This is a genomic window from Nocardia sp. No.11, assembly GCF_038752175.1.
Taxonomy (GTDB): domain Bacteria; phylum Actinomycetota; class Actinomycetes; order Mycobacteriales; family Mycobacteriaceae; genus Nocardia; species Nocardia canadensis.
In genome coordinates this window covers 22,112-43,820 of record NZ_JBCGFB010000009.1, presented here as the reverse complement: position 1 = coordinate 43,820, position 21,709 = coordinate 22,112, and the positions used below count along the sequence as shown (strand labels likewise).

The following is a 21,709-nucleotide window of genomic DNA, read 5'->3' as shown; positions in this document are numbered from 1 at the left end:
AACCAGGGTGATTCCAGTTCTGGTGGGGGTTTGCCCGCGACTAGGTCTGGGCGCGGCGGCGGACCATTTCGGTGATCCAGATCGGGGCGTAGGGGGAGGTGCAGTGGGGCGGGGTGGGGTAGTCCTCGAGGACGCGGAGGGTTTCGCCGATGGTGATGGCGCGGGGGCGCAGGTCGGGGTGGTGGATGCCGATGGTCGCCAGACATTCGTTCATGGCCCACTGGAGGCGGTCAGGGGCGTCCTTCATCTGCTGCTCGATGAGGTCGAGCAGGTGCGGGAGGTCGAGTCCGTCGGGGGTTTTCGCGACGCGGTCGCTGGTCAGCGCCCAGCCCGCGGCGGCGACGACAGGGTCGGGGTCCGCGAACCAGCGGGTGCGCAGTTCCTCGACGTGAGGATTCTTCTTCACGATGTAGTTGACGAGCCAATCGCGCACCTTCGGGACGCGGGCGTCGCGCAGCATGGCGTCGAGCTCGGCCGCGGTGTAGGCCTTGGGGCGGCTGATCAGGATCGCGACGAGCCGGGCCGCGGTGTCGCCGGTCGCCCAGAGGTCACCGGCTAGCTCGTGCCGGGTTTTGAGCGCCTTCGCCACCGCGCGCAGCTTGGTGAGGTTGACCGCATGATCGTCGCCGTGCCGTTCGTTGACCGCGAGGATCTTCGGGTCGGCCAAGGTGGCCAGCTCGGCCAGCACCTCGTCCACCGTGGTCCGGGGCGCCGAACTCGTCGTCACACCTGTCTCCTCCGCTGGTCGGTCCGTCCGCGCACCCAGCGTACGTCGGGCGGCGGCGGTCCCGACCTCGGTATGCGAGGTCGGGACCGTGAGCTACCGGCCGCCCGCGCGCACTCGCAGATCGCGCGCGAGATGGTCGCGTTGTTCGACCACCAAACGGCGCAACGCACCCGGCGCGTCGGCGTTCGCGGCCAGCCAGGCGTCGACCTGGTCGAGAGAGTCGGTGGCGGGGAACAGGCCGAGGACGATGCGCCGAGCGATCTCGATGCTGCGCTGCTCCCAGACCTCCCGCAGCACCGCGAAGTACTCGGCGTCGTAGCGGGCGATGAGATCACGGCGCTGCCCCGCGCGGAACCCGTCGATGACGGCGTCGAGGTGATCGTTGGTCAGCGTGGTGTCGCCGAGCGCCGCGGCCCAGTCGGCGGCCTTCACCTCCGGTTCCGGGCGGGCGGCCAGGGCCTGGCGGTGCGCGGTCCGGCCCGAGGCGGTGCCGTCGCTCGCGAGTTCGGTGTCCAGGTCGGCTTCGGTGGCGTCGCCCGTGGTGGCGAGTGCGGTCCACAGCAGCCAGCGCAGGTCGGGATCGAGGGCCAGACCGTCCGGTGCGGGCGTCGCCCCGAGGAGGATGCCCCGGATGTCGGCGGCCCGGCGCCCGTCGACGGTGGCGGCGGTGGCGGTGGCCCGCGCCCAGGCCAGCTGGTCACCGGAACCCGGTGCCGCCGAATGCAGGGTGGCCCAGCAGGATTCGAGCCAGTCACCGCGCCATCGGTCGCGGTCCGCCGCGGGCAGGTAGTGGCCGATGGCGAAGGACGCGTTCGCCAGCACCGCGGCGAGCAGTGCGGTGTTCGACTCGGCGGGCGCGAAGTCGCGGGCCATCCGCAGATACCGCTCGACCTCGAGCTCGCCGTCGCGCGCGGCGTTCCACAGTGCCGACCAGATCAATCCGCGGGCCAGCGGGTCGATGACCCGGTCCAGTGACCGTTCCACGGTGGCCAGCGATTCGGCGTCGAGACGGACCTTGGCGTAGGTGAGATCGCCGTCGTTGAGCAGGCGCAGCGGCGCGGGATCGAGGGTGAGCGGCGTCCGGTCGGCGACGATGTCGAGCTCCACCCGATCGCGGCGCACCAGATCGCCGGCGACGTCGAAGTCGTAGAGTCCGACGGCGAGCCGATGCGGACGCGGATCGCGCTGCACGATCTCGCCGCCGTCGAGCGTCAGCGTCGACATCCCGGTCGTCTGCAGCCAGGCCCGGGCCCAGCCGGCCAGATCGCGACCCGAATCCGCGGACAGTTCGGTCAGCAGCTCGGCCAACGTCGTATTGCCGAACGCGTGCGTGCGGAAGTACCGGCGCACGCCGGTGAAGAACTCCTCGCGGCCGACATAGGCGACCAGCTGCTTGAGTACGCTGGCGCCCTTGGCGTAGGTGATGCCGTCGAAGTTGAGTTTGGCGGCCTCGAGGTCGCCGATATCGGCGACGATCGGGTGCGTCGTCGGGAGCTGGTCCTGCGAATACGCCCACGCTTTCCGGCGATTGGCGAAGGCCACCCAGGCGTCGGTCCACTCGGTGGCCTCGGCACTGGCGAGCGCGCCCATGTAGTCGGCGAAGGACTCCTTGAGCCACAGGTCGTCCCACCACACCATCGTCACGAGATCGCCGAACCACATGTGCGCCATCTCGTGCAGGATCGTGTTGGCCCGGCCCTCGTACTGGGCGGCGGTGGCCGCGCCGCGGAAGACGTAGGCCTCGGTGAAGGTGACCAGGCCGGGGTTCTCCATGGCGCCGAGGTTGTATTCGGGCACGAAGATCTGGTCGTACTTGCCCCAGGGGTACGGGTAGCCGAAGTGTTCGGCGAAGAAGTCCAGGCCCTGCTCGGTCACCTCGAGGATCGTGTCGGCGTCGAGGTGGCCTGCCAGGGAGGCGCGGCAGAGGACGCCGAGCGGGATCGTGAGTTCGTCTCGCGTCCACGAGGATTCGACGCGGTGATACGGACCGGCCGCGATCGCGGTGATGTAGGTGGAGATCGGCAGGGTGGGGGAGAACTCGACCCGTTGCCAGGACTCGCCGTCCTCGGTCGCGGCGATCGGCCGGTTCGACACCACTTCCCAGCCGGCGGGCGCTGTCACCACGAAGGTGAAGGGCGCCTTCATGTCCGGCTGTTCGAAGCACGCGAACACGCGACGCGCGTCGGCGGGCTCGTACTGGGTGTAGAGGTAGGTCGCGCCGTCGGCCGGGTCCAGGAATCGGTGCAGGCCCTCTCCGGAGCGGCTGTACCGGCCCGTGGCGCGCACGACGACCGTATTCGTCTCGGCGAGATGGCCGATCACGAGCCGGGCCCCGTCGTAGTCGACGGCTGCGTCCTGCCCGTTCACCGTCACCGATTCGACCGAGGCGCCGAGGAAGTCGAGCCAGGTTGCGTCCACGGTCGCGTCGAACTCGACGGTGGTCGTGGTGGCGAAGGTGTCCCCGGCGTGGTCGGTGGCGCCGGACAGGTCGAGGTCGACGCGGTAGTCGCGGACGGTGACCGCGGCCGATCGCGCGGCGGTCTCGGAACGGGTCAGGTTCGCGGTAGTCACGCGTCGATCCTGCCAGCCCGAGGCCCGTGACGCCGCCGGTCGGTGTCACGGGCTCGATCAGCTCCGGGTGTCAGAGGAAGCGGGCGATGAGGTCTTTCATGACCTCGTTGGCGCCGGCGTAGATGCGCGAGATGCGGCCGTCGGCCCACATCCGGGCGATCGGGTACTCCTCCATGTAGCCGTAGCCACCGTGGAGCTGGACGCAACGGTCGATCACCTGGGTTTGCTGATCGGTGGTCCAGTACTTGACCATCGCGGCGGTCTTGACGTCCAGCGCGCCGCGCAAGTGCTTCTCGACCGCGGCGTCGACGAAGGTGCGCACCACCTCGGCGATCGTCGCGCACTCGGCCAGCTCGAAGCGGGTGTTCTGCATGGCGAACAGCGGCTTGCCGAAAGCGTTGCGCTGCTTGACATAGGCCAGCGTCTCGGCGACGGCGGCCTCGATTGCCGCGGCGGCCGCGACGCCGCAGATCAGCCGCTCCTGGGGCAGCTGCTGCATGAGCTGGATGAAGCCCTCGCCCTCGGCGCCGAGCAGGTTGGCCTGCGGCACGCGCAGCCCGTCGAAGAACAGCTCGGTGGTGTCCTGGCCCTTCTGCCCGATCTTCTTGAGCAGCCTGCCGCGCTCGAAGCCGGGGGTGTCGTCGGCGACCTCGGCGACCACCAGGGACACGCCCTTGGCGCCCTGGGTCGGGTCGGTCTTGACGGCGATGATCAGCAGGTCGCAGTTGCGGCCGTTGGAGATGAACGTCTTGGCGCCGGTGATGACGTAGTCGTCGCCGTCCTTGACCGCCTTGGTGGCGATGTTCTGCAGGTCGGAGCCGGTGCCGGGCTCGGTCATGGCGATGGCGCCGATCCACTCGCCGGAGGCGAGCTTGGGCAGCCAGCGCTTCTTGTTCTCCTCCGAGGCGTAGGCGAGGATGTAGTGCGGCACGATGCCGGTGTGCACGCCGAGCTGCATGGCGGAATCGCCGCCCCTGACCTGCTCGGTGAACAGCACGGCCTCGTGGGCGAAAGTGCCACCGCCGCCGCCGTATTCCTCGGGAATCGACATGCACAGCAGCCCGAGTTCGCCGGCCTGCCGGTAGACCTCCCGGCTCGGGAAGCCCTGCGCGGCGAACTCCTCACGATGCGGCGCGACGGTGTTCGCGAAGAAGGTGCGGGCCAGTTCGGACAGGCCTTGCAGCTCCGACTCGGCGTCGGTGCCGCGGTCGGTTTCGGCGGTGGTCATCGGGTTCCTCTCCCTGATGTCGATGGGCTGCGCACCAGAGTGAGCAGTTGTTGGCGTTCTGTCAATAGAACGATCAGATGTTGACAAACCGCCAATAGTGCTGCCATGGTATCAATTGATTGGACATCCAACTATTGGAGCTCCTTTCACCTGCGCCCCGGCGCACCGACCCACGACAAGGACTGGCATGGTTCGCGAACTCACCCACTTCATCGACGGACAGCACGTCAAGGGCGCCTCGGGCGCGTTCGGTGAGGTGTTCGATCCGAACACCGGGCAAGTGCAGGCCACGGTTCCGCTGGCGAACACCGCCGAGGTCGAGGCGGTGATCGCCAACGCGGCCGCCGCGCAGCCCGGGTGGGCGGCGTTCAACCCGCAGAAGCGCGCCAGGGTGCTGATGAAGTTCCTGACCCTGGTCAACGACGAGATCGACAGCCTGGCGGCCCTGCTGTCGTCCGAGCACGGCAAGACCATCGCCGACGCCAAGGGCGACATCCAGCGTGGCCTCGAGGTCATCGAGTTCGCCGTCGGCATCCCGCACCTGCTCAAGGGCGAGTACACCGAGAGCGCGGGCACCGGCATCGACGTGTACTCGATGCGGCAGCCGCTCGGCGTCGTCGCCGGCATCACCCCGTTCAACTTCCCGGCCATGATTCCGCTGTGGAAGGCCGGTCCGGCGCTGGCCTGTGGCAACGCGTTCGTGCTCAAGCCCTCCGAGCGCGACCCGTCGGTGCCGCTGCGCCTGGCCGAGCTGTTCCTCGAGGCGGGTCTGCCGCCGGGGGTGTTCAACGTGGTCAACGGCGGCAAGGAAGCCGTCGACACGATCCTGCACGATCCGCGGATCAAGGCCGTCGGCTTCGTCGGCTCGACCCCGATCGCGCAGTACATCTACGAGACCGCGACCGCCAACGGCAAGCGTGCCCAGTGCTTCGGCGGCGCCAAGAACCACGCGATCGTCATGCCCGACGCCGACCTCGACGATGTCGCCGACCAGCTGATCGGCGCGGGTTACGGCTCGGCGGGCGAGCGCTGCATGGCGATCTCGGTGGCCGTGCCGGTGGGGGAGGAGACCGCCGATCGGCTGGTCGCGAAGCTGACCGAGCGGGTGCACAAGCTCAACGTCGGCCGCTCCGACGACCCGGGCGCCGACTTCGGCCCGCTGGTGGGGCGCGACGGCGTGGACCGGGTGAACAATTACGTCCAGATCGGTGTCGACGAGGGCGCCGAGCTGGTCGTCGACGGCCGCGGCCTGGTCGTCGAAGGCGCCGAGGACGGCTACTTCGTCGGCGCGAGCCTGTTCGACAGGGTCACCGCCGACATGCGGATCTACCAGGAGGAGATCTTCGGTCCCGTGGTGACCGTGGTCCGCGCCGAGGACTACGAGGAGGGTCTGCGCCTGGCCAACGAGCACGAGTACGGCAACGGCGTGGCCATCTTCACCCGCGACGGCGACACCGCCCGCGACTTCGCCGCGCGCGTGCAGGTCGGCATGGTCGGCATCAACGTGCCGATCCCGGTGCCGATCGCCTACTACACCTTCGGTGGCTGGAAGCGGTCGGGCTTCGGCGATCTCAACCAGCACGGCCCGGACTCGATCCGCTTCTACACCAAGACCAAGACGGTGACTCAGCGCTGGCCCGCGGGGCTGAAGGAGTCCAACGCCTTCGTCATCCCGACGATGGACTGAGCGGCCGTGTTCACTCTCAACGACGACGAACGCGCGATCGGCGAGACCGCGCGGCAGTTCGCCGACGAGTTCCTCGCGCCGAACGCGCTGGAATGGGATGAGCGCAAACACTTCCCGGTCGACGTGCTCCGCAAAGCGGGCCCGGTCGGCCTGGGCGGCATCTATGTGCGCGAGGACGTCGGTGGTTCGCACCTGCGCAGGCTCGACGCCGTGCGGATCTTCGAGGAACTGGCCACCGGGTGCCCCGCGGTGGCGGCCTACATCTCGATCCACAACATGGCGACCTGGATGATCGACGCCTACGGCACCGACGAACAGCGGCACCGCTGGGTGCCGGGTATGGCGTCGATGGAGCTGCTCGGCAGCTACGCCCTCACCGAACCGGGGGTCGGATCCGACGCGGCGGCCCTGAGCACCAGAGCCGTGCGCGACGGCGACGACTACGTCCTCAACGGTGCCAAGCAGTTCATCTCGGGTGCCGGCGCCAACGACGTGTACGTGATGATGGTGCGTACCGGCGGCGCGGGCGCGCGCGGCATCTCGGCGCTGATCGTCCCGGCCGACACCCCCGGCCTGACAGTGGGGCCGAACGAGCGCAAGATGGGCTGGAACGCCCAGCCGACCCGCCAGGTGATCCTGGAGGACGCCCGCGTGCCGGTGGCCAACCGGCTCGGCGCCGAGGGCGACGGCTTCGCGATCGCGATGAACGGGCTCAACGGCGGCAGACTCAATATCGCCGCCTGCTCGATCGGCGGCGCGCAGGCGGCGCTCGACAAGACCGTGCCCTACCTCGCCGAACGGCACGCCTTCGGCAAGCCGCTGGCGCGCAACGAGGCCCTGCAGTTCGACCTGGCCGACATGCGCACCGAGCTCGAAGCGGCACGGACTCTGCTGTGGCGGGCCGCGGCCGCGCTCGACGCCGGGGCGCCGGACAAGGTCGAACTGTGCGCGATGGCCAAGCGTTTCGCCACCGACGCCGGCTTCGAGGTCGCCAACAAGGCTCTGCAGTTGCACGGCGGCTACGGCTACCTGCACGAATACGGCCTGGAGAAGATCGTCCGCGACCTGCGGGTGCATCAGATCCTCGAGGGCACCAACGAAATCATGCGGGTGGTCGTCGCCCGCACCCTGACAGGAGCGGCATGACCGACGAACCCGAAGTGCTGATCGCCGTCGCCGACGGCCTCGGCCTCATCACCCTGAACCGGCCCAAGGCCATCAACGCGCTGAATCATCCGATGGCACTGGCCATCACGGACGCCCTGCGGGCATGGGCCGACGACGACGCGGTGCGCGCGGTCGTCGTCACCGGCGCCGGTGAGCGCGGTCTGTGCGCGGGCGGCGACATCGTCGCCATCCACGCCGACGCGCAAGGCGGTGCGGCGAATGCCGATTCACCGACCGGGGTGTTCTGGCGCGACGAATACCACCTCAACGCGCTGATCGGCCGCTATACCAAGCCGTACGTGGTGATCATGGACGGCATCGTGATGGGTGGCGGTGTCGGCCTGTCCGGCCACGGCAGCCACCGTATCGTCACCGAGCGGTCCCGAATCGGCATGCCCGAGGTCGGGATCGGTTTCGTCCCCGATGTCGGCGGTACCTACCTGCTCTCGCGAGCACCGGGCGAGATCGGCACGCATGTCGCGCTGACCACCGCGCGGATGAGCGCGGGCGATGCGATCGCGGCCGGCTTCGCCGACCACTACGTCCCGTCCGGCGCCCTCCCGGCGCTGCTCGACGCGTTGCGCACGACCGATGTCGACGCCGCGATCGAGAAGTTCGCCGAACCGGCGCCGTCGTCGGAGCTGCTCGCCCAGCGGAGCTGGATCGACGCCTGCTACAGCGCCGACACCGTCGAGGAGATCGCGGCCCGCCTGCAGACCGCCGACTCACCCGAGGCGACCAAGGCCGCCGAGGAGATGCTGGCCAAATCGCCGGTCTCGCTGAAGGTCACGCTGCGCTCGCTGCGGGCGGCGCGGGATCTGCCGAGCCTCGAGGCGGTGCTCGATCAGGAGTACCGGGTCTCGATCGCCTCGCTGCGCTCGCACGACCTGGTCGAGGGGATCCGCGCCCAGGTCATCGACAAGGACCGCAACCCGCGGTGGCTGCCCGCGACCCTGGCCGAGGTCGACGACGCGCAGGTCGCGGCGTACTTCGCCGAACTGGGCGACAAGGAACTCGGCGCGACCACGCTGGAGGCACGGCGATGAGCAAGAAGATCGGTTTTCTCGGACTCGGCCACATGGGCGCGCCGATGGCGGCGAACCTGGTGCGCGCCGGACACGACGTGCTCGCCTTCGATCCGGTGCCCGCCGCGCAGGACCAGGCGCGCGCCGACGGCGCGACCGTGGTCGAGCGCGCCGCCGACGCGGCCGTCGACCGGGACGTGGTGATCACCATGCTGCCCAACGGCAAGCTCGTGCTCGACGTGTACGCGGAACTACTGGCGGCCGCGGCGCCGGGCACGCTGTTCATCGACTGTTCGACCATCGACGTCGCCGACGCGAAAGCCGCTGCCGCGCAGGCGGTGGCGGCCGGTCACCGGCCGTTGGACGCCCCGGTCTCCGGTGGTGTGGCCGGCGCGACGGCGGGCACGCTGACCTTCATGGTGGGCGGTGCGGCCGCCGACTTCGCCGAGGCGCGCGAGGTTCTCGACGTGATGGGCGGCAAGGTCGTGCACTGCGGTGACGCCGGTGTCGGCCAAGCCGCGAAGATCTGCAACAACATGCTGCTCGGCATCTCGATGATCGGGCTGTCCGAGGCGCTGGTGCTCGGTGAACGGCTCGGCCTGAGCCATCAGTCGTTCTTCGACGTGGTCTCCACGGCGTCGGGCCAGAGCTGGGCGCTGACCAGCTACTGCCCGGTCCCCGGCCCGGTTCCCGCGAGCCCGGCCAACAACGACTATCAGCCCGGTTTCGCGACCGCGCTGATGTCGAAGGACCTCACCCTGGCCGCGAACGCTCTGCGCGCCAACGGTATCGACGGACAACTCGGCGAGCTCGCCGCCGCCATCTACGAGCGGTTCAACCAGACCGACGCGCGCCGGGACTTCTCGGCGATCGTCACCGACATCCGGGAGCGTTCCGGGGAGGGCACCGAATGACCACGTACGAGACGATCCTGCTCGAGCGCAAGAACCGGGTCGGCTGGATCACCCTGAACCGGCCCAAGGCCCTCAACGCGCTCAACACCCAGGTCCTCGACGACATCGTCGCCGCCCTGGACGAGCTCGAACGCGACGACGAGATCGGCGCGGTGGTGATCACCGGCTCGGCCAAGGCGTTCGCCGCGGGCGCCGACATCAAGGAGATGCAGCCCAAGTCCTACATGGACATGTTCATGGACGACTTCTTCGCCCGCTGGGACCGGCTGGCCCAGTTCCGCAAGCCCACCGTCGCCGCGGTTGCGGGGTACGCCCTCGGCGGCGGCTGCGAGCTGGCCATGCTCTGCGACATTTTGATCGCCGCCGACACCGCGCAGTTCGGGCAGCCCGAGATCAAGCTGGGCGTGATCCCCGGCATCGGTGGTTCGCAGCGCCTCACCAGGGCGGTCGGCAAGGCCAAGGCGATGGACCTGGTGTTGACCGGTCGGAACATGGGCGCCGAGGAGGCCGAACGGGCCGGACTCGTGTCACGCATCGTGCCCGCCGACGACCTGCTCGGGGTCGCCGCGGAGGTCGCCGAGACCATCGCGGCCAAGTCGCTGCCGGTCACCATGATCGCCAAGGAGGCGGTGAACCGGTCCTTCGAGACCACCCTCGCCGAGGGGATCCGCTTCGAGCGCCGCGTCTTCCATTCGCTGTTCGCGATCGAGGACCAGAAGGAAGGCATGAACGCCTTCGTCGACAAGCGCACCGCACAGTTCACCCATCGCTGACCTGTCAACGACGACACAGTTTCGAGGAACCATGACCGAGGCATTCATCTACGACGCGATCCGCACCCCGCGCGGTCGCGGCAAGAAGAACGGCGCCCTGCACGGCGTCAAACCGCTCGACCTGGTGGTCGGGCTCATCGAGGAGCTGAAAGTCCGGTACCCCGGGCTGGATCCGGCAGCGATCGATGACATCGTCCTCGGCGTGGTCTCCCCGGTCGGCGATCAGGGCGCCGATATCGCCAAGACGGCCGCGCTCGCGGCCGGACTGCCCGACACGGTCGCCGGCGTGCAGCTCAACCGGTTCTGCGGTTCGGGTCTGGAGGCGGTCAACACCGCGGCGCAGAAGGTGCGCTCGGGCTGGGAACAGCTGGTGATCGCCGGTGGCGTGGAATCGATGTCGCGGATTCCGCTGGGCTCCGACGGCGGCGCGTGGGCGATGGACCCGGTCACCAACTACAGCACCTACTTCGTGCCGCAGGGTGTCAGCGCGGACCTGATCGCCACCATCGAGGGTTTCACCCGCGAGGATGTCGACGCGTTCGCGGTGCGGTCGCAGCAGAAAGCGGCCGCTGCCTGGTCCGGCGGCTACTTCGCCAAGTCCGTCGTGCCCGTGCGGGACATCAACGGCGCCGTCCTGCTCGACCACGACGAGCTCATGCGCCCGGACACCACGGTCGAGAGCCTGGCCGGGCTGACCCCGTCGTTCGCGGCGATGGGGGAGATGGGCGGATTCGACGCCGTCGCCCTGCAGCGGTACCACCAGGTCGAGAAGATCGATCACGTCCATCACGCGGGCAACTCCTCGGGCATCGTCGACGGGTCGGCACTGGTGCTCATCGGCAGCGAGGCCGCCGGTGCCGCAGCCGGTCTCACGCCGCGCGCCCGGGTCGTCGCGTCGGCCGTCAGCGGGAGCGACTCGACGATCATGCTGACCGGCCCGGTCCCGGCGACCGAGAAGGTGCTGGCCCTGGCCGGACTCACGGTCGACGACATCGATCTGTTCGAGCTCAACGAGGCCTTCGCGTCGGTGGTGCTCAACTATCAGAAGAAGCTGGCCATCCCGGACGAGAAGCTCAACGTCAACGGTGGCGCCATCGCCATGGGCCACCCGCTGGGCGCCACCGGCGCGATGATCACCGGAACCATGGTCGACGAGCTCGAGCGGCGGGGAGCCCGCCGCGCGCTGATCACGCTGTGCATCGGCGGCGGCATGGGCATCGCCACCATCATCGAGAGGATCTGACCATGACCGACACCATGATCGCCTCGTACCTCGGCGCCGACCGGGTGCTCGTGCTCACCATCGACGACCCGAACCAGTCGACCAACACCATGACCGAGGCGTTCGCGCGTGACCTCACCGCCACGGTCGACCGGCTCGAGGCCGAGAAGGACACCTACGACGGCGTGATCCTCACCTCCGGCAAGGACACCTTCTTCGCCGGTGGTGACCTGAACCTGCTGATGAACGCCACGCCGGCGACCGCGCCCGACATAGCCCTCGGCCTCGACACCTACAAGGCCGCGTTCCGCCGGCTCGAGACGCTGGGCAAGCCGGTGGTCGCCGCGATCAACGGCACCGCGCTCGGCGGCGGCTTCGAAGTCGCCCTGGCCACCCACCACCGCATCGCGCTCGACGCCAAAGGCAGTCTGCTCGGCCTGCCCGAGGTCACCTTCGGGCTGCTGCCCGGCGCGGGTGGCGTCACCCGGACCGTGCGACTGCTCGGCATCACCGACGCGGTGCTCAACGTCGTCGGCCAGGGCCAGCGGATGAAGCCCGCGAAGGCCATGCAGGTCGGGATCATCCACGAGATCGCCGCCACCCGCGCGGAGATGTTCGACAAGGCCCGCGCCTGGATCGCGGCCAACCCCGAGGCGGCGCAACCGTGGGATGTGAAGGGCTACAAGCTCCCCGGCGGCACCCCGTCGAGCCCGGCGCTGGCGGCCAACCTGCCCGCGTTCCCGGCCAACGTCCGCAAGCAGCTCAAGGGCGCCCCGATGCCGGCGCCGATCGCGGTGCTGGCCACGGCCGTCGAGGGCGCGCAGGTCGATATCGATACCGCGTTCGCGATCGAGACCCGCTACTGCACCAACCTGATCTGCGGCCAGATCTCGACCAACATGATCAAGTCCCTGTTCTTCGACCTGGGGACGATCAACAAGGGCGGCAGCCGCCCCGAAGGCTTCCCCGTGCGCACGCCGGAGAAGGTCCTCGTGCTCGGCGCGGGCATGATGGGCGCGGGCATCGCCTATGTGCAGGCCCGCGCCGGCATGCAGGTCGTGCTGAAGGACGTCACGATCGAGGCGGCCGAGCGCGGTAAGGACTACTCGCGCAAGCTGCTCGACAAGGCGCTGCGCAAGGGCGCGATCAGCCAGGACGAGTACGACCGGATCCTCGGCCGCATCCACCCGAGTGCCGACCCGGCCGACGCCGCGGGCTGCGACTTCGTCGTCGAGGCCGTGTTCGAGGATCCGGGCCTGAAGCAGAAGGTGTTCGGCGAGATCGAAACACTGGTGAACCCGGACGCCCTGCTCGGCTCCAACACCTCCACGCTGCCGATCACCGATCTGGCCACCGGCGTGCAGCGGCAGCAGGACTTCATCGGTCTGCACTTCTTCTCGCCGGTGGACAAGATGCCGCTGGTCGAGATCGTCGTCGGCGAGCAGACCAGCGACGAGGCGATCGCCAGGGCCATCGACTACACCCTGGCGATCAAGAAGACCCCGATCGTGGTGAACGACAGCCGCGGCTTCTTCACCAGCCGGGTCATCGGCCAGTTCATGGACGAGGCGATCGCGCTGGTCGCCGAAGGCGTGCACCCGGCGTCGGTGGAACAGGCCGCCACCCAGGCCGGTTATCCGGTGGGCGCGCTGGCGCTGGCCGACGAGATCAATATGAAACTGGCGCAGAAGATCCGGCGCAGCCTCGAGGAGAACCTGCTCGCCGAGGGCAAGCGCTGGACCGAGTCCAGGGCGTATCCGCTGGTCGACGCCATGGTCGACGACTTCGACCGGCCCGGCCGGCTCGAGGGTCGCGGCTTCTACGACTACGACGCCGAGGGCAAGAAGCTGGGTTTGTGGCCGGGCCTGGTCGAGAAGTACACCCGCGACGATCACGGCATCCCGTTCGTCGACATGCAGGAACGGATGCTGTTCGCCGAATCCCTCGACACCGTGCGGTGTTTCGACGAAGGCGTGCTGCGCACGGTGCCGGACGCGAACATCGGCTCCATCTTCGGCATCGGGTTCCCGGCGTGGACCGGCGGCGTCGTCCAGTACATCAACCAGTACGCGGGTGGGCTCGCCGGGTTCGTCGCCCGTGCCGACGAGTTGCGGGCCGCCTACGGCGATCGGTTCGAGGTGCCGGAGTCGTTGCGGACCAAGGCCGCCGCCGGGGAAACGCTCGGCTGAGCGTCATGACGACGGACACGACTTCCCGGCCTCCGGTGCTGCCGGGCGCGGGGGTGACCTCCGCGCGCGGGGTGCGCGGCGACGGCAGACGCGCGCACCGCAGGCGCGCGGTTGTCGCCGCGGCTCGGGACGTGTTCGTCACCAACGGCTATCACGGCGCGCGCATGGCGGAGATCGGTGCGCGCGCCGGGATCAGCAAACCGGTGCTCTACGACCACTTCGCGAACAAGCTGGACCTGTATCTGGCGGTGCTGCAACAGTATCTGGACCGGATGGTCGACGGGGTCCGCGCCGCGGTCGCGGCCGAGACCACACCGCGCGCCCGGGTGCGGGTGGCCGTGTCGGCGTACTTCGACTTCGTCGACGAGGATCCCGGCGGCCACGTGCTGGTCTTCGAGTCACCGGTGCCGAGCGAACCGAGTATCGAGTGGCGGGTGCGCAGCGCGATGCGCGCGTGCGCCGATCTCGTCGCCGCCGAACTCCGCGTGGTCGGGGTCGGCGCCGCACCGGCCGATATGTACGCCTGGAGCCTGGTGGGCTCCAGCCATCTGGCTGCCCGCCACTGGCTCGACGCGGGCAGGCCGATACCCAAACAGGACGCCGTCGAGGTCGCCGCCGCCCTGTGCTGGACCGGATTGGCCGGGTACGAGCGCAGGCTCGACCGGGCGAACACCCACTACGACAAGCGATCGGCGTGAGCGATCACCGTCGCCACCGACTGAACGGATCGAACAGCTATGTCACCGTCCTTTGCCCTGCACGAATCCGATGACACCTTCCTCGCGACGGCCACCGACCGCTACGTGCACGTGGTCGACATCGCGGCGCCGCCCAGCGCCGTCTGGCGCGCGCTGACCGCCGACGACGCGCTGGTGTCGTGGTCGGCGGCCGTCACCGGGATGCGTTGGATCTCCCCGCCGCCCTTCGGTGTCGGGTCCACCCGGGTCGTCACCCTCGCGGGCGCCGCGGCGCTGACCGAACGTTTCTACCGCTGGGACGACGAGCGCCGGATGACATTCACCGTCGACGCGGCCTCCATCCCCGGCCTCCGCCGCTTCGCCGAGGACATCCAGCTCACCCCCATCGCCACCGGTACCAGGCTGACCTGGACTTTCGCTCTTGAAGGCGGCCCCGCCCTGCGCCCGCTGCTGCGCCTGTCCGGCCCGATCACGACCCGCCTCACGGGGTCCATCGCCCGGGGCATCGTCGGGAAGGTCGAAGCCCAGGTGCACTGACTTCGTTGCTCCGGCTGCCCGCATCTCGCCGACGGAGGGGCGGCAGCCGGAGTGGCTTCGAATTCCTCGTGCGAAACCGCGTGTGCCCGACGTAACGTCGTCGCGGTGATCGACGGGGAAAACGAGGCACAGTCGCCGGCCACCGCGTTGTCGGCCCTCGACGAGGCGTTCGCCCGGGTACCTGCGCCCGCGTCGATCGCGGCGTGTCCGTGCTGCCGTCATTCCGGCGACTACGCGATCCTGCTGCGTCGTCGGCGCCGTGACCTGACGGGATCGGATCTGGGCGCCTACACCTACCGCGCTCTGACGACGGTGGGCTCGGCGACGGAATTTCGGTACCTGGCAGGGAGAATCCTGCAGCTCTCGCATACGCACGACGCGGCGATGCCGGACCTGGAAGTGGTCTACGGGAAATTGGGCCGAGCGGGCTGGCAGAGCTGGCCGGAAGCGGAAGCGATCACCGCGGTGATGGATGCGCTGTGGCGGGACCAGTTCACCGATGGCAGGCCGGAGGTGTCGATCGGCACTGTGCTGTGTGCGCTCGGGTCGGCACAGGGCACTGTCGCGGCTCGGTTGATCGAGTGGGGTGAACTTGCGGGCCATGCGTGGGTGCAGCGGCTGCACGAATTCGTCTCGCAGCACTGCCGGAGGAAAGGTGATGTCACGGTTCCCTCGAATGCCTACTGGGACAAGGGGTCGGGGGAGTACGGCGAGCTGGTCGACTGGCTCAACGGTGGTGCGGCGCTCGGTGCCGTTGTCGCGGCCTTCGAGCGCGCCGACGATCCGAACACTCTGGAGCTTCTCTCGGAGATCCATGCGGTGCTCGATCGCGGTTGACCGAATGCGGGGGCGGGGAGGGGTCGCCGGTGAGTCGACAAGACGGTGGGGGAGCGGAGCGAGTGCGAGCCACCGACGGCAGGCGAGGGGAGTGTCGGCGGCGCGCTCGGGAACGATCGCCCGGATCCGGGTCTTGGCCTGCTTCCCTGAACTCATCTCGAACATTAGGAGACGTAGATATGCGCATCTAAGAATGAATGTCATCCCTGTCGGATACCTTGCCCGACCGCGTCACCCACCCTTTCAAAAGAAGCTCAGGACAGGAGGGGTTGGTCAGCAGTGGGTCCGGACTCGGCGATCAACTGGGCGGTGCGGAAGACGTCTTCGATCATGGCCGGGGTGAGTCGGCCGGTGAAGGTGTTGTGCGGGCTGACGTGGTAGCAGCCGAGGATGGTGATCGTGCGGCCGTCCGGATGGGCGAGGGTGACTTCGGCGCCGTGGCCGAAGCGTGGTCGTGGGCGGGGGACGGTCCAGCCGCCGCCGGTGAGCACGGTGAACAGCGCCTGCCAGCCGAAGGCGCCCAGGACGACGATGACTTTCACCGTCGGCGCGAGCAGTTCCAGTTCTCTGCTGAGGAAGGGGGCGCACCGGTGGCGTTCCTCGCTGGTCGGCTTGTTCTCCGGGGGTGCGCAGTGCACGGGTGCGGTCAAGCGCGTGTTCAGGAGTTCGATGCCGTCGTCCACGCTGACCGGCTGCGCACCGGTCGCCAGGCCGACGGCGTGCAGCGCGGCGAAGAGAACGTCGCCGCTGCGGTCGCCGGTGAACATGCGGCCGGTGCGGTTGCCGCCGTTGGCGGCAGGCGCCAGGCCGACGACGACGATCTCGGCGTCGTCGGGGCCGAAGCCGGGGACGGGGCGAGCCCAGTAGTCCTCGTCGCGGTAGGCGGAGCGTTTGACGCGGGCCACTTCCTCGCGCCAGGCGACGAGGCGGGGACAGGCGCGGCAGGTGCAGATCAGGCTGTCGAGGTCGGCGACGCTCCGGGCATCTTCTGCCGCGAGCGGTGCGGTTTCCGGGGCGTCGCCGGCCATCGGCCCAGTCTAGTCGGCGGGGTTCGGCAGACGGCCGAACCACCTGCGCGGTACCGCTGGTACCACGTACTGTGGGGCGCATGGTGTCCACAGAGATCGTGACCGCCGACGGAGTCGTGCGCGGTCGTGCGGGCCGTCGAGTTGTCAGCTGGCGAGCCCTTCCCTATGCGGCCGCGCCCGTCGGAGAACTACGGTTCCGCGCCCCCCAACCCGTGCAACCCTGGACGGGGGTGCGCTCGGCGACCGAGTACGGGTTCGCGGCCATGCAGCACCCCAACGGTGCTCGCACCGGGGCCCGCACGTGGCAGCCGACGGGGGAGGACTGTCTGACCCTGAATGTGACCGCCCCGCTGACGCCGTCGGCGAGTCCGCGGCCGGTGATGGTGTTCATCCACGGCGGCGGGTATGTGATCGGCGCGGCCAGCATGTACTCGGGTGCACGGTTGGCGGTGCGCGGCGATGTGGTCGTGGTGTCGGTGACATACCGGCTCGGCGCGATGGGCTATGTCGATTTCAGCGAGTTCTCCACGCCGGAAAGGCCTTTCGAGTCGAACCTGGGTCTGCGGGATCAGGTCGCCGCGCTCGACTGGGTGCGGCGCAATATCGCCGCGTTCGGTGGCGACCCCGCAAACGTGACCATCTTCGGGGAGTCGGCGGGTGCGCACGCGGTGATCTCGCTGCTGGCGACACCCGCCGCGGCGGGCTTGTTCCATCGGGCGATCGCGCAGAGCGCGCCGGCGGATTGGACATCCGAGCCTGCCGAAGCGCGCGAGTTCGCGCGCAGCTGCCTGGAACGGCTGGGCGCCGATCCCGCCGACGCGGCCTCGGTGCTGGCGACGGCGCCGGCGAGTGAGCTGTGCCGGGCGGCCGATCGCGCGCTGTACCGGACCCTGCGGGAACGTCCGGGCAGTTTTCCCTACAGCCCGGTGGTCGACGGGAAGTTCCTGCCGGAGGCGCCGATCGAAGCGATCGCGGCGGGTCGTGCGCATCGCGTGCCGCTGATCATCGGCACCAATCGCGACGAGGCGACGTTGTTCCAGCGGTTCATGAAGTCGGTGCCGCACACGCCCGCCCAGCTCACGTCCACGTTCGGACGCTGCGCTCCAGGTGCGGAGCAGCGAGTGGTCCGCAGTTACCCCGGGTACCCGGCCGCGCGGACCGCGGTGCGGATCGGCGGTGACTTCATGTTCCTGCGACCGACCCTGGCCGTACTGGAAGGTCACAGCCGGTATGCGCCGACCTACGCCTACCGGTTCGACTACGCGCCCCGGGCGGTGCGCTTGGCCGGGTTCGGTGCGACGCACGCGCTGGATCTGGTGCCGGTGTTCGGCTGGGTCGACAGTCCGGTCGGCCGGGCGATGACGGCCGCGGGCGGTCGGCGGGCCTTTCTCGCGGTGCAGGATCATATGCAGGACAACTGGCTGACTTTCGCCCGGACCGGCGCGCCGCTGCCCGCGTGGTCGCCGTACACGGCCGAGCGCAGGGCGACCTGCATCATCGACCATCCGCCCCGGGTGCTGATCGATCCCGAGGCGGCGCGGCGGGAAGCCTGGCGCGACGTCCGGATCTCCGCGCTGGGTGGTCCGGTCGATCGGAACGGGGCATGACGGTCGAGCTGGACGCGGGCCGGCTGGCGGAGCGCATCCGGGCGCTCTACGCCGAGGACGAGCAGATCCGGGCGGCGACGCCGCTCGAGGACGTCCATGCGAGGGTCACGACGCCGGGATTGCCTCTGGCACACATCGTCTCGACGGTGATGACCGCGTACTCGGATCGGCCCGCCCTGGGTGTCCGTCGCACCGAACCGGTCGTCGACGGCGGCCGCGTGACGCGCCGTCTGCTGCCGGAATTCGAGCTGGTGACCTACGGCGTGGTGTGGGAGCGGGCTCGCGCGCTGGCCGCCGCGTGGCACGGCGCGGGTGTCGAGGCGGGGGATTTCGTCGCGACGCTCGGGTTCACCGGTGCCGACTACACGGTGCTGGATCTGGCGACGATCCATCTGGGTGGGGTCGCGGTGCCGTTGCAGTCGGGAGCCGGTCTGACGCAACTGCGTTCGATCCTGGACGAGACCGAGCCGCGGGTCTTCGCCGTCGACACCGCGCATCTGGCGGCGGCGGTCGAGACGGTGCTGGCGGGCACGGCGCCGGACTCGCTGCTGGTGTTCGATCATCACGCGGACGACGACGATCACCGCGACGCACTGGCCGCCGCCCGCGCCCGGCTGACCGCGGCGGGGTCGACGGTCGCGCTGCACACGATCGACGAGGCGATCGCCCGCGGTCGTCGCGCCGATCCCGCGCCGCTGACGGTGCCTGCCCCGGGCGAGGATCCGCTGGCGATGTTGATCTACACCTCGGGCAGCACGGGCACGCCGAAGGGTGCGATGTACACCCATCGCCTGGTGGCGGCGGGCTGGCAGCCTGCCCGTCCGGTGGCGGTGCTGAATGTGAACTTCCTGCCGATGAGCCATATCGCGGCGCGGTTGACCTTGACCGGTGTGCTCGCGCGCGGCGGGACCGCGTATTTCGCGGCGGCGCCGGATATGTCGACGCTGTTCGAGGACATCGCGCTGGTGCGGCCGACGGAGATCTTCCTGGTGCCGCGAGTGTGCGACATGATTCTGCAGCGTTTCCGGCAGGAGGTGGATCGGCGGTCGGGGCCGGGCGTCGACGCGGCGGCGCTGGCCGAGGAGGTGCGTACCGAACTGCGGGAACAGTTCCTGGGTGGCCGGTTGATGACGGTGCTGTGTGGGAGCGCGCCGATCGCGCCGGATCTGCGGGAGTTCGTGGAGTCGGTGTTGCGGTTGCGGTTGCACGACGGCTACGGGTCGACCGAGACCGGGGGCGGTGTCATCTTCGATACGAAGGTGATGCGCCCGCCGGTGCTGGACTACAAGCTGGTCGATGTGCCGGAGCTCGGCTATTTCGCTACCGACAAGCCGTATCCGCGGGGTGAGCTGCTGCTCAAGACGACCACGATGATCTCGGGCTACTACCGGCGCCCTGATGTCACCGCGGAGGTGTTCGACGAGGACGGTTTCTGCCGCACCGGTGATGTGGTCGCCGAGCTGGCGCCGGACCGGCTGGCGTATGTGGATCGCCGCAACAATGTGCTGAAGCTGTCGCAGGGCGAGTTCGTGACGGTGTCGCGGCTGGAGGCGGTGTTCGCGGGGGCGGATCTGGTGCGTCAGATCTTCGTGTACGGCAGTAGCGAGCGGGCGTATCTGCTCGCGGTGGTGGTGCCGACGGAGGCGGCCCTGGCCGGGTCCGCCGGGGACGTGCGGGCGGCGGTGAGTGCGTCGTTGCATCGGGTGGCGGTGGCGGCCGAGCTGGAGCCGTACGAGATCCCGCGCGACTTCCTGATCGAGACCGAGCCGTTCTCGATCGCCGACGGCCTGCTGTCGGGGGTCGGGAAGTTGTTGCGGCCCAAGCTGAAGCAGCGGTACGGGGAGCGGCTGGAAGCGCTGTACGACGATGTCGCGCGCGACCAGGAGGCGCAGTTGCGGCGGTTGCGCCGGGACGCGCCCGGTCTGCCGGTGTTCGACACGGTGGCCGGGGCGGCGCGGGCGGTGCTGGGGTGCTCGGCCGCGCAGTTGCGGCCCGAGGCACGGTTCGGTGATCTGGGTGGGGATTCGCTGGCGGCGCTGTCGTATTCGACGTTGCTGCGGGAACTGCTCGAGGTCGAGGTGCCGGTGAACGTGTTGCTCGGGCCGGACAGTGATCTGGCCCGGATCGCGGAGTATGTCGGTCGGGAGCGTGCGCTCGGTGCCCGCAGGATCGATGCCGAGACGGTGCACGGTGCCGGGGCGACCGAGATCCGGGCGTCCGATCTGAGGTTGGCGGAGTTCCTGGACGCGGCGACGCTGGAGTGGGCCCCGCAGCTGCCGCCCGCCGCGGTCTCGCCGTGTACGGTCCTGATTACCGGCGCGAACGGCTACCTGGGCCGGTTTCTCCTGCTGACCTGGCTGGAACGGCTGGCCCCGCGGGGTGGCCGGGTGATCTGTGTGGTGCGCGGTGGTGACGCGGCCGCCGCTCGCGCGCGCCTGGACGCCGCGTTCGACACCGATCCGGTGCTGCGCGAGCATTTCCGCGCGCTCGCCGACGATGCGCTCGAGGTGCTGGCGGGGGATATCGGTGAACCGAATCTCGGTCTGTCCGCCTCGACATGGCAGCGTCTTGCCGAGGAGGTGGAGCTGATCGTGCACTCGGCGGCGCTGGTGAATCATGTACTGCCGTATGGGCAGTTGTTCGGCCCGAATGTGGTCGGTACGGCGGAGGTGATCCGGCTGGCGTTGACGGCGACCCGGAAGCCGGTGAGTTATCTGTCGACCGTGGCGGTGGCGGCGCAGGGGGAGTCCTTCGCCGAGGACGGTGATGTGCGGGTGATGAGTCCGGTCCGGCGGCTGGACTCGAGCTATGCCAATGGGTACGGCAACAGCAAGTGGGCGGGTGAGGTGTTGTTGCGGGAGGCGTCGGATCGGTTCGGGCTGCCGGTGGCGGTGTTCCGGTCGGACATGATTCTGGCGCACAGCACCTATCGCGGTCAGCTCAATGTGCCCGACGTGTTCACCCGGCTGCTGTTGAGCGTGCTGGTGACCGGTCTCGCGCCGGTGTCGTTCTATCTGACCGACGCTCAGGGGCGGCGGCAGCGCGCGCACTACGACGGGCTGCCCGCCGATTTCCTCGCGGCGGCGGTCACTGCGCTGGGTGCGGCGGCGGTCGCGGGGTATCGGACCTACGACGTCGTCAATCCGCACGACGACGGCATCTCGCTCGACAGTTTCGTCGATTGGCTGATCGAGGCGGGGCATCGGATCGATCGGATCGAGGACTACGCGGACTGGTTCGCGCGCTTCGAGACCGCGCTGCGCGCGTTGCCGGAGGGGCAGCGCAAGCACACGTTGTTGCCGTTGTTGCAGGCGCACCGTCGTCCTGGGCGCCCGCTGCCCGGGTCGGCGCTGCCCGCGGACGGGTTCCGGGCGGCGGTGCGCGCGGCGGGGATCGGCACCGAGCGGGATATCCCGCATCTGGGTCGCGCGCTGATCGGCAAGTACGTCAGTGATCTGGTCGGCCTCGATCTGTTGGATGGGCCGGGGGAGGAGTAGCC

16 protein-coding genes are annotated in these 21,709 nt (G+C 69.3%); 12 read left to right on the top strand and 4 right to left on the bottom strand.

From position 1 onward, the window contains the following. Positions 1-40: 40 nt before the first annotated feature. The 3 genes from V8688_RS04880 to V8688_RS04870 form a co-directional block, all read right to left on the bottom strand. Complete coding sequence (locus V8688_RS04880; RefSeq protein WP_342800263.1) at positions 41-727, bottom strand: DNA alkylation repair protein; 687 nt, start codon at positions 725-727, stop codon at positions 41-43. Between the two features lie 93 nt (positions 728-820). Next, complete coding sequence (gene pepN, locus V8688_RS04875) at positions 821-3,298, bottom strand: aminopeptidase N (protein ID WP_342800262.1); 2,478 nt, start codon at positions 3,296-3,298, stop codon at positions 821-823. A 70-nt stretch (positions 3,299-3,368) separates the two neighbouring features. After that, positions 3,369-4,526, bottom strand: coding sequence for an acyl-CoA dehydrogenase family protein (locus V8688_RS04870; RefSeq protein ID WP_218720351.1), 1,158 nt, complete (start codon positions 4,524-4,526; stop codon positions 3,369-3,371). Positions 4,527-4,713: 187 nt separating this feature from the next. Between V8688_RS04870 and V8688_RS04865 the strand changes: the two genes are divergently transcribed. From V8688_RS04865 to V8688_RS04820, 10 genes are all read left to right on the top strand, one after another. Further along, positions 4,714-6,213 (top strand): CoA-acylating methylmalonate-semialdehyde dehydrogenase, encoded by a 1,500-nt coding sequence (locus V8688_RS04865; RefSeq protein ID WP_342800261.1) that lies wholly within the window; start codon positions 4,714-4,716, stop codon positions 6,211-6,213. 6 nt (positions 6,214-6,219) lie between these two features. Continuing rightward, positions 6,220-7,359: an acyl-CoA dehydrogenase family protein gene (locus V8688_RS04860; RefSeq protein WP_218720348.1), complete on the top strand. Its 1,140-nt coding sequence runs from the start codon at positions 6,220-6,222 to the stop codon at positions 7,357-7,359. Further along, complete coding sequence (locus V8688_RS04855) at positions 7,356-8,426, top strand: enoyl-CoA hydratase/isomerase family protein (protein WP_342800260.1); 1,071 nt, start codon at positions 7,356-7,358, stop codon at positions 8,424-8,426. The genes V8688_RS04860 and V8688_RS04855 overlap by 4 nt, the downstream gene beginning before the upstream one ends. Next, complete coding sequence (mmsB, locus tag V8688_RS04850) at positions 8,423-9,319, top strand: 3-hydroxyisobutyrate dehydrogenase (protein WP_218720345.1); 897 nt, start codon at positions 8,423-8,425, stop codon at positions 9,317-9,319. Before V8688_RS04855 ends, mmsB begins: the two co-directional genes overlap by 4 nt. Then, positions 9,316-10,092 (top strand): enoyl-CoA hydratase, encoded by a 777-nt coding sequence (locus V8688_RS04845; protein ID WP_218720344.1) that lies wholly within the window; start codon positions 9,316-9,318, stop codon positions 10,090-10,092. The genes mmsB and V8688_RS04845 overlap by 4 nt, the downstream gene beginning before the upstream one ends. Before the next feature lie 31 nt (positions 10,093-10,123). Further along, positions 10,124-11,335, top strand: a complete 1,212-nt coding sequence (locus V8688_RS04840; protein WP_218720342.1) for an acetyl-CoA C-acetyltransferase — start codon at positions 10,124-10,126, stop codon at positions 11,333-11,335. Between the two features lie 2 nt (positions 11,336-11,337). Then, on the top strand, positions 11,338-13,503 hold the full coding sequence (locus V8688_RS04835) for a 3-hydroxyacyl-CoA dehydrogenase NAD-binding domain-containing protein (protein WP_342800259.1): 2,166 nt from the start codon (positions 11,338-11,340) through the stop codon (positions 13,501-13,503). A gap of 5 nt (positions 13,504-13,508) precedes the next feature. Further along, complete coding sequence (locus tag V8688_RS04830) at positions 13,509-14,201, top strand: TetR/AcrR family transcriptional regulator (RefSeq protein WP_342800258.1); 693 nt, start codon at positions 13,509-13,511, stop codon at positions 14,199-14,201. A 39-nt stretch (positions 14,202-14,240) separates the two neighbouring features. Then, the gene (locus V8688_RS04825; RefSeq protein ID WP_342800257.1) at positions 14,241-14,738 is read left to right on the top strand and encodes an SRPBCC family protein; all 498 of its coding nucleotides are present in this window, start codon (positions 14,241-14,243) and stop codon (positions 14,736-14,738) included. Between the two features lie 105 nt (positions 14,739-14,843). Continuing rightward, positions 14,844-15,575: a hypothetical protein gene (locus V8688_RS04820; protein WP_342800256.1), complete on the top strand. Its 732-nt coding sequence runs from the start codon at positions 14,844-14,846 to the stop codon at positions 15,573-15,575. A gap of 254 nt (positions 15,576-15,829) precedes the next feature. On the opposite strand, the gene V8688_RS04815 is transcribed toward V8688_RS04820, so the two are convergent. Further along, complete coding sequence (locus V8688_RS04815) at positions 15,830-16,603, bottom strand: uracil-DNA glycosylase (RefSeq protein WP_342800255.1); 774 nt, start codon at positions 16,601-16,603, stop codon at positions 15,830-15,832. A gap of 80 nt (positions 16,604-16,683) precedes the next feature. On the opposite strand from V8688_RS04815, the gene V8688_RS04810 reads away from it, so the two are divergent. Beyond that, positions 16,684-18,210, top strand: coding sequence for a carboxylesterase/lipase family protein (locus V8688_RS04810; RefSeq protein WP_342800254.1), 1,527 nt, complete (start codon positions 16,684-16,686; stop codon positions 18,208-18,210). Further along, positions 18,207-21,707: a carboxylic acid reductase gene (gene car / locus V8688_RS04805; protein ID WP_342800253.1), complete on the top strand. Its 3,501-nt coding sequence runs from the start codon at positions 18,207-18,209 to the stop codon at positions 21,705-21,707. The genes V8688_RS04810 and car overlap by 4 nt, the downstream gene beginning before the upstream one ends. Positions 21,708-21,709: the final 2 nt, after the last annotated feature.

Bases quoted from the DNA above. Each gene is read 5' to 3' on its own strand.
- V8688_RS04855 (WP_342800260.1), top strand. From the start codon at position 7,356: ATGACCGACGAACCCGAAGTGCTGATCGCCGTCGCCGACGGCCTCGGC.
- V8688_RS04865 (WP_342800261.1), top strand. From the start codon at position 4,714: ATGGTTCGCGAACTCACCCACTTCATCGACGGACAGCACGTCAAGGGC.
- car (WP_342800253.1), top strand. From the start codon at position 18,207: ATGACGGTCGAGCTGGACGCGGGCCGGCTGGCGGAGCGCATCCGGGCG.
- V8688_RS04810 (WP_342800254.1), top strand. From the start codon at position 16,684: ATGGTGTCCACAGAGATCGTGACCGCCGACGGAGTCGTGCGCGGTCGT.
- V8688_RS04830 (WP_342800258.1), top strand. From the start codon at position 13,509: ATGACGACGGACACGACTTCCCGGCCTCCGGTGCTGCCGGGCGCGGGG.
- V8688_RS04845 (WP_218720344.1), top strand. From the start codon at position 9,316: ATGACCACGTACGAGACGATCCTGCTCGAGCGCAAGAACCGGGTCGGC.
- mmsB (WP_218720345.1), top strand. From the start codon at position 8,423: ATGAGCAAGAAGATCGGTTTTCTCGGACTCGGCCACATGGGCGCGCCG.
- V8688_RS04815 (WP_342800255.1), bottom strand. From the start codon at position 16,603: ATGGCCGGCGACGCCCCGGAAACCGCACCGCTCGCGGCAGAAGATGCC.
- V8688_RS04825 (WP_342800257.1), top strand. From the start codon at position 14,241: ATGTCACCGTCCTTTGCCCTGCACGAATCCGATGACACCTTCCTCGCG.
- V8688_RS04870 (WP_218720351.1), bottom strand. From the start codon at position 4,526: ATGACCACCGCCGAAACCGACCGCGGCACCGACGCCGAGTCGGAGCTG.
- V8688_RS04835 (WP_342800259.1), top strand. From the start codon at position 11,338: ATGACCGACACCATGATCGCCTCGTACCTCGGCGCCGACCGGGTGCTC.
- V8688_RS04840 (WP_218720342.1), top strand. From the start codon at position 10,124: ATGACCGAGGCATTCATCTACGACGCGATCCGCACCCCGCGCGGTCGC.